This window comes from Kitasatospora sp. NPDC004289 (genome assembly GCF_053602875.1).
The window spans coordinates 38,911-46,340 of sequence record NZ_JBSGEL010000060.1 but is presented as its reverse complement, the minus strand read 5'-3'; the positions used below and the strand labels follow the sequence as shown (position 1 = coordinate 46,340).

Genomic DNA, 7,430 nt, shown 5'->3' with positions numbered 1-7,430 from the left:
CCATCTGCAGCAGCGCGACCGGCCGGGTCCAGTCCAGCGCGGAGCGCACGGCCTCGTCGCTCAGCAGGGCCTCCGGCTCGAAGATGTCCGCCTCGACCACCGCGACCCTCTCGTTGCCCGCGAGCAGCGCGCGGCCGTGGGCCAGCACCATCGGGTCGTTGTCCACGTAGACGACCCGGGCCTCGGGGTCGACGCGCTGGACCACGTTGTGGGTGTTCTCCGCGGTCGGCAGGCCGGAGCCGCAGTCCAGGTACTGGGTGATGCCGGCCTGGGTGGCGAGGAACCGGCAGGCGCGGATCAGGAAGGCGCGGTTCTCCAGCGCCAGGTCGACGGCCTCGGGGGCGGCCTCCAGGACGCGGCGGAGCACCTCGCGGTCCACCTCGTAGTTGTCGGTGCCGCGGAGGAAGGCGTCGTACACCCGGGCGATGCTCGGCTTCGTCGGGTCGACGTACGCGGGAACGGTCTGGTCGGACGTCATCTGGGACATGCCAGCGGACACTAGTCCCGCAGGGGCGCCGCCCACCGTCGCAACGGCGCCCCACGCGCTCAACCCACCCGTCCGTGTGACAACCGACCCGGCGTCACGCCCGCAGCGCCACCGGGGCGAGCGCCGGCCGCCGCGCGCTGCGGCCGTCCCCGGAGGAGCGGCCCCGGACGCGCCGGGCCAGCCACGGGCCCAGGAAGGCGGCGGCCCAGCGGAGCTCGGCGGCGGTGGCGCGGACGCCCGTGGCGACGGCCTGCGGCGGGAGCGGATCGGCCCAACTGCCCGAGCTGCCGGGCAGGTCGAGGGCCTGCGCCACCGCCTCGGCGATGCACCGGTGGCCGAGCGGAGAGGCGTGCAGCCGGTCCGCGGCCCACATCCGGGGGTCGGTGGAGGCCTCCGGGAGGGCGGTCTCGGCGACCACCACGCCGTGCCGGGCGGCGGCCGCCCGGATGTGGTCGTTGATCTCCAGGATGCGCGGGCGCAGCGGCTTGGCCAGCGAGACGATCCGGGTGATGTCGGGGAAGGTCACGGTCGCGACCCGGGCCCCGGCCTCGGTGAGCGCGGCGAACATCGCCTCCAGCTCGCCCGCCGTCCGGGCCGGATCGAAGCCGGGCCGCAGCAGGTCGTTGACCCCGGCCACCACGGTGGCGAGGTCGGGCTTCAACTCCAGGGCGGGGCCGAGCTGTTCGGCCCGCACCTGCCCGGCCAGCCGGCCGCGCACGGCCAGGTTGGCGTACTGGAAGCCGGGCTCCAGCACCGCCAACTGCTCGGCCAACCGGTCGGCCCAGCCGCGCAGGCCGACGGTGTCGTCGCCGTCGCCGACCCCCTCGGTCTGGCTGTCGCCGAGGGCGACGTAGCGCAGGTAGGGGCGCTGCTGCACAGACCTGTCCGGCTCGGTGCTGTTCAGTTCAGAGCTGTTCGGCACGACTCTCCTCGCGTGCTCGCAGGACGGCCGCGATCCGCAGGCACCAGTCCCTGGTCTCCCGTTCGAACGCCACACCGCGCAGGCAGGTCAGGTAGGGCCCGATCCGCTCGCCGTGCAGCAGGTACTCGTCCTCGTCCGCGCCGCCGCGCAGCGTGTGCAGCAGCTCCACCAGGAAGTCCACCTTGGCCGCGGCGATCTCGGCGCGCTCCTCGAGCTGCGCGAGGACGGCTGCGGTGCCGATCCGGTCGGCGGCCTGCACCTTCACCATCAGGTCGTCACGGATGAAGGAGGGTTTGGCCACCGTCTCGGCGAAGGCCTCCAGTTCGGCCCGGCCGGCCTCCGTGACCTGGAAGAGCCGCTTGTTGGGCCGCCCCTCCTGGAGCACCTGACGGCCCGACACCAGGCCCTCCTTCTCCAGCTTCGCCAGCTCCGCGTAGAGCTGCTGGGGCAGGGCGTGCCAGAAGTTGGCCACCCCGATGTCGAAGGCCTTGGCCAGCTGGTAGCCGCTGAACTCGCCGTCCAGCAGCGCGGCCAGGACCGCGTGCCTGAGTGCCATCTCCGTCGCCCCTTCCCTTCCGAGGTCCGCGACGGCATCATACTCATGAAAATGACTAGTCACATTGATGACTATCGAGGAGGGCCCACCGTGCCGCTGCACCCCACCGCCGAACGCTTCCGCTCCGCCGTCGAGAAGGGCGACCACGCCGCGCTGGACGACCTCTTCAGCGCGGACGTGCGCTTCTTCAGCCCGGTGAAGTTCGCCCCCTTCGAGGGGCGCCCGATGGTGGTCGGCCTGTTCGGTGTGCTGCTGAACACCTTCGAGGACTTCCGCTACCTCGGTGAGTTCGACGGCACCGCCGAGCCGACCGCCGGCGGCGAGCCGGGCCGCTCGGCGATCCTGCCGTTCCGCACCACCGTCGACGGCAAGCAGATCCACGGGATCGACCTGCTCCAGTTCGACGAGGACGGCCGGATCGACGAGTTCACCGTCATGGTCCGCCCGCTCAGCGCCGTCCAGACCCTCTCCGCCGCCGTCCTGCGCGGCCTGGTGGCCGCCGGCCTGGTCCCCGCCCCGGCAGCCGCCGGCTCCTGACGGGGCGTCGGTCGGCGGCGGCCGCTGGCGGCGGCCAGGGCCGGTCCTCCGTGATGGCGAACCTGTCGACGTAGGGGCTCGGTCCGCCGGTCTCCGGGTCCAGACCGGCCAGCGGTCCGGATCGGGATCGTTCATCGGCCCGGCTGTCTCGTCGGCGTTCATCCCGTAGCCCCGGGGCAGGATGACGAACCCACCGAGGTCGCCCATCCCGTAGATGTCCAGCAGCGCCTTGTGGTCGCTCGGCGAGCTCACGCCCAACGACGCTTCGGCGGCCGCCCGGTCGATCCGCTCGCCGTCGGCGAAGTCCGCCGGTACGAGATCGAGCAGTACGGCCGGCTCGGAACGAATGCCCACGGTGGCGCCCCTCCGGATCGGTGAGCAGCCACCCCGGTCATCCCGGCTGACACTCGTTCACCGCCGTTCCGGCCTGACCGGGATGGACTCGGCCCGGGGGCGCTCGGCGGCCGGCTGGGCGGCGGACCCGGTGGCCGCGTTCATCGTGCCGAGCAGCTGGCGCGCCAGGCCGAGGCCGGTGCCTCCCATGGTCAGGGCCTTGGCGAACATCTCGCCCATGCCGTCGGCGCCGTTCAGCCGCACCATGTCCTCTACGTTGCCGGTGGAAGCCCGTTGATGAGCGCCATCGGTTGTGGTCGGCGGACGGCACCTGGGAGCTTCTGCTGCACGACCCTTGCCGTCGGTACCCACGGCAGCGTGCCATCCAGCGGACGATCCCGGAGAAGGCGGACGGCCACCAGGATTCGACGAGGAGCGGTACAAGACGCGCAACACTGTCGAGAGGGCCATCAACAGGCTGAAGAACTCCCGCGCCGTCGCGACCCGTTACGGCAAACGCGGATACGTCTTCCTCGGCACCGTCACCGTGGCCGCCCCCGTCATCTGGCTCCGCACATGATCAGTCACCGTCCGAGACCTCGTCATCAGCGACCCGGAAGGCTCCCTGCGCGACCGGCGAGCCAGACGGCAACACGCTGCTTCTCCTCGCGGTTTGCGTAAGGGCTGTCGTAACGCGTGATCCACTCCAGGTGTCGCAGGACGTTCTCCGAGCGGTCCGGGTGATGCACCGCGAGCACGTCGATGCCGGTCTCGCCCGTCGAGGCTTCGATGTACACGCTGCCATCCAGAGCCATCATGCCGAAGCCCGGGTGGCCCGAGTGCACGCCCAGGAACGCCGACGCCGCGCCTCGGCCCATGATGTCCCAGCGATCCAGCAGCCGGACCCGGGTCCAGAGCGCCGGTGCAGTGTTGCCGCTGTGCAGGTGCTCCAGAGCGGCCCGGTGCGAACGGGTGCCCTGCGGAAGCTGCAGTAGGAACTCCCGCCGGTGGTCGAAGAGGCCCGAGGAGACCGCCAGGTCGTACCAGTCTGCATTGAGCCGCTCGACCAGCCGCGAGGTGCCGTACCGGTGCGAGAAGCCTCCGGCCACGTCCTCCGCACCGTATCCGCGGACGAACGGCATCGTGTCCCCTGGCACTGCGTTGGGGATCACCTCGAGGCCGGCTCGCCGCAGAGGCCGGTACACCTTGCGGTCACGTTCCTGAATACCCATCGGCTCATGTTCTACCAGGGGTCCACAGCCCCGGGCCCGCCCTTTTCCTCCACCTCCACGTGATCGGCCGGACCGCTCCCAGGTTGCGGGTCCTGCCACAAAGTCTGACGCGCGACACTACGAACCCCGAAAATGCCCGAGCGGCGCCATGAGCCGGCATGCCACCCTGATGCCGCCCAAGGACCGGCCACTGGACCATCGCAGGAGTGAGCATTGAAGTATGTCGATCTCGATGCCCGAGTCGGCGAGCTGACCGGAGTCCTCAACCCTGGCCCCTACCTTGAGCTTCTGCCTGCGCTGAGCACCAGCCTGCCCCCAGGCGCCAAGGCATTCGCCACCGACCCGGGCCACTACGACTTCGCCGGACGGCGCTGCGTGAAGGAGCTGACGTTCCACCAGGCCACCTTCTTCCACGAGGGTCAAACCCTCGACCTCCGCCTCCGTCACAACTGTTGGAAGCACGACGAGGACCTGGTCGTCCGCTATTCGGGAGTGACAGCCGTCCACATCAAGACTCCGAACGAGCCCTCGACCTGGGACGACCTCGGCACGCTGATCCTGGACGAGATCCTTCCGCACGACCAAGGCTGCACTCACGAGATGGCCTTCCGGCCCGGGTCGGTCATCGTTACGTGCAACGACATCACCGCTACCTGGGTCGCAGCGGACTGCTCTTAAGCCCACTGAGGTTGAAGAACAAGACTGGGGCCTGTTTTAGAAGTGGATCAGAGGACGCGTAGGATCCTGTGCCGCCAGCGGTAGGAGTTGGCTCGGCGACCGGAGGCGGCATGACGGTGCGGAGGAAAGGTCAGGACTCCGATGAGCCCTTGGGCAGGGACTCACTGGAGGACCGTGTCCGCGCGCTGACCACAGCTCTTGTCGACGGCACTACGGCGGTCGCCGAGCAGGTTCGTGGGCTGTCCGGCGACGAGATGCACAGGATTGAGTGTGACCAGTCCGCGCCTCTCGGGGATGCCTATCGTTGCTTCCTGACGCTGATCGGTGGTGGTGCAGGGCGCTTCTTGCAGGGCAGTGACGTCTTCTATCCGCGAGTCATCGGCCTGGGAGAGGCGGCACGAGAGCTGCTGGCGGAGAACGACGTCCCCTTCGTTCTCGCCGAGTCGGACCGGGTCATCCTCATGCACCAGGGTTACCAGTTCGATTTTGTGCGCGGCCCCGGACCTGATCCCGAGGTGTGGTCGTACTGTGAGGGCGGGGCGCCCGCCTTGAGCTTCGCCAGGTTCACCGACTGGCTGCAAGCCCACGTCACGCAGGAGACCAAGGCGTGGGCGCGGCTCGTTCCGATGTACGAGGTCGAGAAGCGGAAACCGCCATCGGCACCCTCAGGAACAACGCCTGGCTCCACACCCGCGCCGCCGCCCTCGACCTACGGACCCTGATCAACCTCGGACTCACCCACACCGGCACGACCTGGCAGATCCCGGCCGCCACCTGACGGCACGACCCGGATCACACCAAGATCCTCATCAGCGTTCTAGAGCGGCTTGCGCCACACCGAGACGTGCTTCGTGGAGTCCTGGGCGAACGGCGCACCGTCCCAGTCCGCGACCCGGCGCTCCGGCTCCAGACCGGCGATCCTCGCCATCAGGTCGAGTTCGGCCGGCCAGGCGTACCGGTGGCGGGAGTTGTCCCGGCGGTAGCGGCCGTCCTCGTCGTCCCGGGTGAAGTGGTGCGAGACCAGCACCTGCTCGACCAGGTCGAAAGTGTCGAAGCCGACGTGCCCCGCCGAGACGTCGAACGGCACCGCCAGCGCCCCGGGTGCCAGCAGCCGCAGCGGCGGCACCCCGAGCTCGATGACGAACCGGCCGCCGGGCTCCAGGTGGCGGGCGGCGTTGCGGAAGCACTCGACCTGCTCGTCCTGGGTGAGCAGGTTGGTGATGGTGTTGTAGACCAGGTAGACCAGGCTGAACGAGCCGGGGACGACGGTGGTCGCCATGTCCCCGACGGTCACCGGGAGGGTCTCCTCGTCCACCTTGGCCCGCAGCACCGCCGCCATGTGCGGCGAGTACTCGATCCCCACCACCGGCACCCCGCGCGCCCGCAGCGGCACCCCCACCCGCCCGGTCCCGATCGCGAACTCCAACGCCCGCCCGTCTCCGGCGAGTTCGGCGAGGAAGTCCAGGACAGGCCCGAGGGCTTCCGCCGTGGAGGACTCGGCCTCCTCGGCGTCGTAGCGGTCGGCGGTCTCACGGGTCCACAGTTCGCTGCTCGTCACGGGCCGCAACGATGCCCGCCGCCCACCCCCGCTGTCGAGCGAATTACCCGTGCCCGTCGAACGGTCAGTCGGTGGCGGCCAGTTCGGCGGCCCGCCCGGGGTCGCCGCCGGCCCGCCGGAGCAGTGCGGTCACGTCGTACGAGCCCTCCCCCGCCCCGAGCACGAGCCCGGCCTCGAAGCGCGGCCGGTACAGGCCCGCGCGCAGCTCCGGCCGCAACCAGTCGAGCGCGCACAGCAGTTCCCAGCCGGCGGCCTCCAACCGGCCCCGCTCCACCGGGTCGCAGGCCCGGACGGCGTCCTCGACCGCGCCGCCGTCGGCGTCGTGGTTCCGCAGGTACGGCAGCAGCTCGGGCGAGCCCAGGATCTCGGCCGCCCGGAAGGTGTGGACGTGCGCGCCCTCGGGGTCGTCGAGCAGGTCGGCCAGGAGCGGTACGGCGCGCGGGTCGTGACGCCGTGCCAGGCCGCGGATTCCCTCCTCCCGGGTGCCGGCGTGCTCGTCGCCGGTCCGCTCCCAGAGCGCGGCGCGGATCTCGGCGGTGTCGACCTCGTACTGGAAGCCCAGGGTGAACGTGGCCCAGTCCCGGACGTCCGGGTCCTCGTCCCGGGTGAGCACGATCAGGGCCCGGACGTCCGGGCCGTCCGGCTCCCCCGTGGCCACGCTGGAGAAGGCGGTCGCCACCTGGCAGCGGACGTCCTCGTCGGGGTGCCGGGCGAGGGTCACCAAGACGGGGACGGCGCGCTGGTCGTAGGTCTGCCCGACGGCGCGGGCCAACGCCGCCAGGACCTCGGAGTCGGTCTCCCGCTCCGCGAGCGCGACCAGCGCGGCCACCGCCTCGGGCTTGACGTCGTCGTGACGGTCGGCGGCATTGCCCAGCAGCCGGCACCCGAGCTCACGCTCGGCCGGGTCCGGCGAACCGATCGCCTCCAACCCGAGTGCCAGCGCACCCGGCCCGTCCTCCGCCGCCCGCCGGAGCAGGCCTCCGTACTCGTCCCAGTCGTCCGTCTGCTCCGCGAGCCGGGCCGCCACCCGCGCCCGCTCCGCCCACTCCGCCGCCGCCGTGCCCGTGTCCATCCGGGCAGTCTGCCGTACGGATCACGCCCGCACGAAGGGGTTTCCGCAGGTCAGG

At 70.9% G+C, this 7,430-nt stretch carries 9 protein-coding genes and 2 pseudogenes; 4 read left to right on the top strand and 7 right to left on the bottom strand.

From position 1 onward, the window contains the following. The 3 genes from ACWEPF_RS30765 to ACWEPF_RS30755 all read right to left on the bottom strand — a co-directional run. Positions 1-487 (bottom strand): SAM-dependent methyltransferase (locus ACWEPF_RS30765; RefSeq protein ID WP_452175139.1); only part of this gene is annotated, 487 nt, incomplete at its 3' end. Between the two features lie 94 nt (positions 488-581). Beyond that, positions 582-1,409, bottom strand: a complete 828-nt coding sequence (locus ACWEPF_RS30760) for an SGNH/GDSL hydrolase family protein (protein WP_452175138.1) — start codon at positions 1,407-1,409, stop codon at positions 582-584. Next, positions 1,393-1,965 (bottom strand): PadR family transcriptional regulator, encoded by a 573-nt coding sequence (locus ACWEPF_RS30755; protein ID WP_452175137.1) that lies wholly within the window; start codon positions 1,963-1,965, stop codon positions 1,393-1,395. The genes ACWEPF_RS30760 and ACWEPF_RS30755 overlap by 17 nt, the downstream gene beginning before the upstream one ends. Before the next feature lie 96 nt (positions 1,966-2,061). On the opposite strand from ACWEPF_RS30755, the gene ACWEPF_RS30750 reads away from it, so the two are divergent. Continuing rightward, the gene (locus ACWEPF_RS30750) at positions 2,062-2,502 is read left to right on the top strand and encodes a nuclear transport factor 2 family protein (RefSeq protein ID WP_452175142.1); all 441 of its coding nucleotides are present in this window, start codon (positions 2,062-2,064) and stop codon (positions 2,500-2,502) included. Positions 2,503-2,913: 411 nt separating this feature from the next. Here ACWEPF_RS30750 and ACWEPF_RS30745 read toward each other — a convergent pair. Continuing rightward, a pseudogene (locus ACWEPF_RS30745) lies at positions 2,914-3,117 on the bottom strand (flotillin family protein); the annotation flags it as partial. Between the two features lie 121 nt (positions 3,118-3,238). Here ACWEPF_RS30745 and ACWEPF_RS30740 point away from each other — a divergent pair. Further along, positions 3,239-3,415, top strand: a pseudogene (locus tag ACWEPF_RS30740) (IS5/IS1182 family transposase); the annotation flags it as partial. Between the two features lie 25 nt (positions 3,416-3,440). On the opposite strand, the gene ACWEPF_RS30735 reads toward ACWEPF_RS30740, so the two are convergent. Beyond that, complete coding sequence (locus tag ACWEPF_RS30735) at positions 3,441-4,067, bottom strand: hypothetical protein (RefSeq protein ID WP_452175136.1); 627 nt, start codon at positions 4,065-4,067, stop codon at positions 3,441-3,443. A gap of 213 nt (positions 4,068-4,280) precedes the next feature. On the opposite strand from ACWEPF_RS30735, the gene ACWEPF_RS30730 reads away from it, so the two are divergent. Both ACWEPF_RS30730 and ACWEPF_RS30725 read left to right on the top strand, forming a co-directional pair. Further along, positions 4,281-4,745, top strand: a complete 465-nt coding sequence (locus ACWEPF_RS30730; protein WP_452175135.1) for a hypothetical protein — start codon at positions 4,281-4,283, stop codon at positions 4,743-4,745. Positions 4,746-4,855: 110 nt separating this feature from the next. Next, entirely contained in the window at positions 4,856-5,467 is a 612-nt protein-coding gene (locus tag ACWEPF_RS30725; RefSeq protein ID WP_452175134.1) for a hypothetical protein, read from the top strand. Positions 5,468-5,562: 95 nt separating this feature from the next. Here the strand turns inward: ACWEPF_RS30725 and ACWEPF_RS30720 are convergent, their stop codons facing one another. Further along, positions 5,563-6,303 (bottom strand): class I SAM-dependent DNA methyltransferase, encoded by a 741-nt coding sequence (locus ACWEPF_RS30720; protein ID WP_452175133.1) that lies wholly within the window; start codon positions 6,301-6,303, stop codon positions 5,563-5,565. 64 nt (positions 6,304-6,367) lie between these two features. After that, the gene (locus ACWEPF_RS30715) at positions 6,368-7,375 is read right to left on the bottom strand and encodes a HEAT repeat domain-containing protein (protein WP_452175132.1); all 1,008 of its coding nucleotides are present in this window, start codon (positions 7,373-7,375) and stop codon (positions 6,368-6,370) included. Positions 7,376-7,430 lie beyond the last annotated feature (55 nt).

Coding starts and splice junctions, on each gene's coding strand:
- ACWEPF_RS30755 (WP_452175137.1), bottom strand. CDS start 1,965: ATGGCACTCAGGCACGCGGTCCTGGCCGCGCTGCTGGACGGCGAGTTC.
- ACWEPF_RS30735 (WP_452175136.1), bottom strand. CDS start 4,067: ATGGGTATTCAGGAACGTGACCGCAAGGTGTACCGGCCTCTGCGGCGA.
- ACWEPF_RS30725 (WP_452175134.1), top strand. CDS start 4,856: ATGACGGTGCGGAGGAAAGGTCAGGACTCCGATGAGCCCTTGGGCAGG.
- ACWEPF_RS30715 (WP_452175132.1), bottom strand. CDS start 7,375: ATGGACACGGGCACGGCGGCGGCGGAGTGGGCGGAGCGGGCGCGGGTG.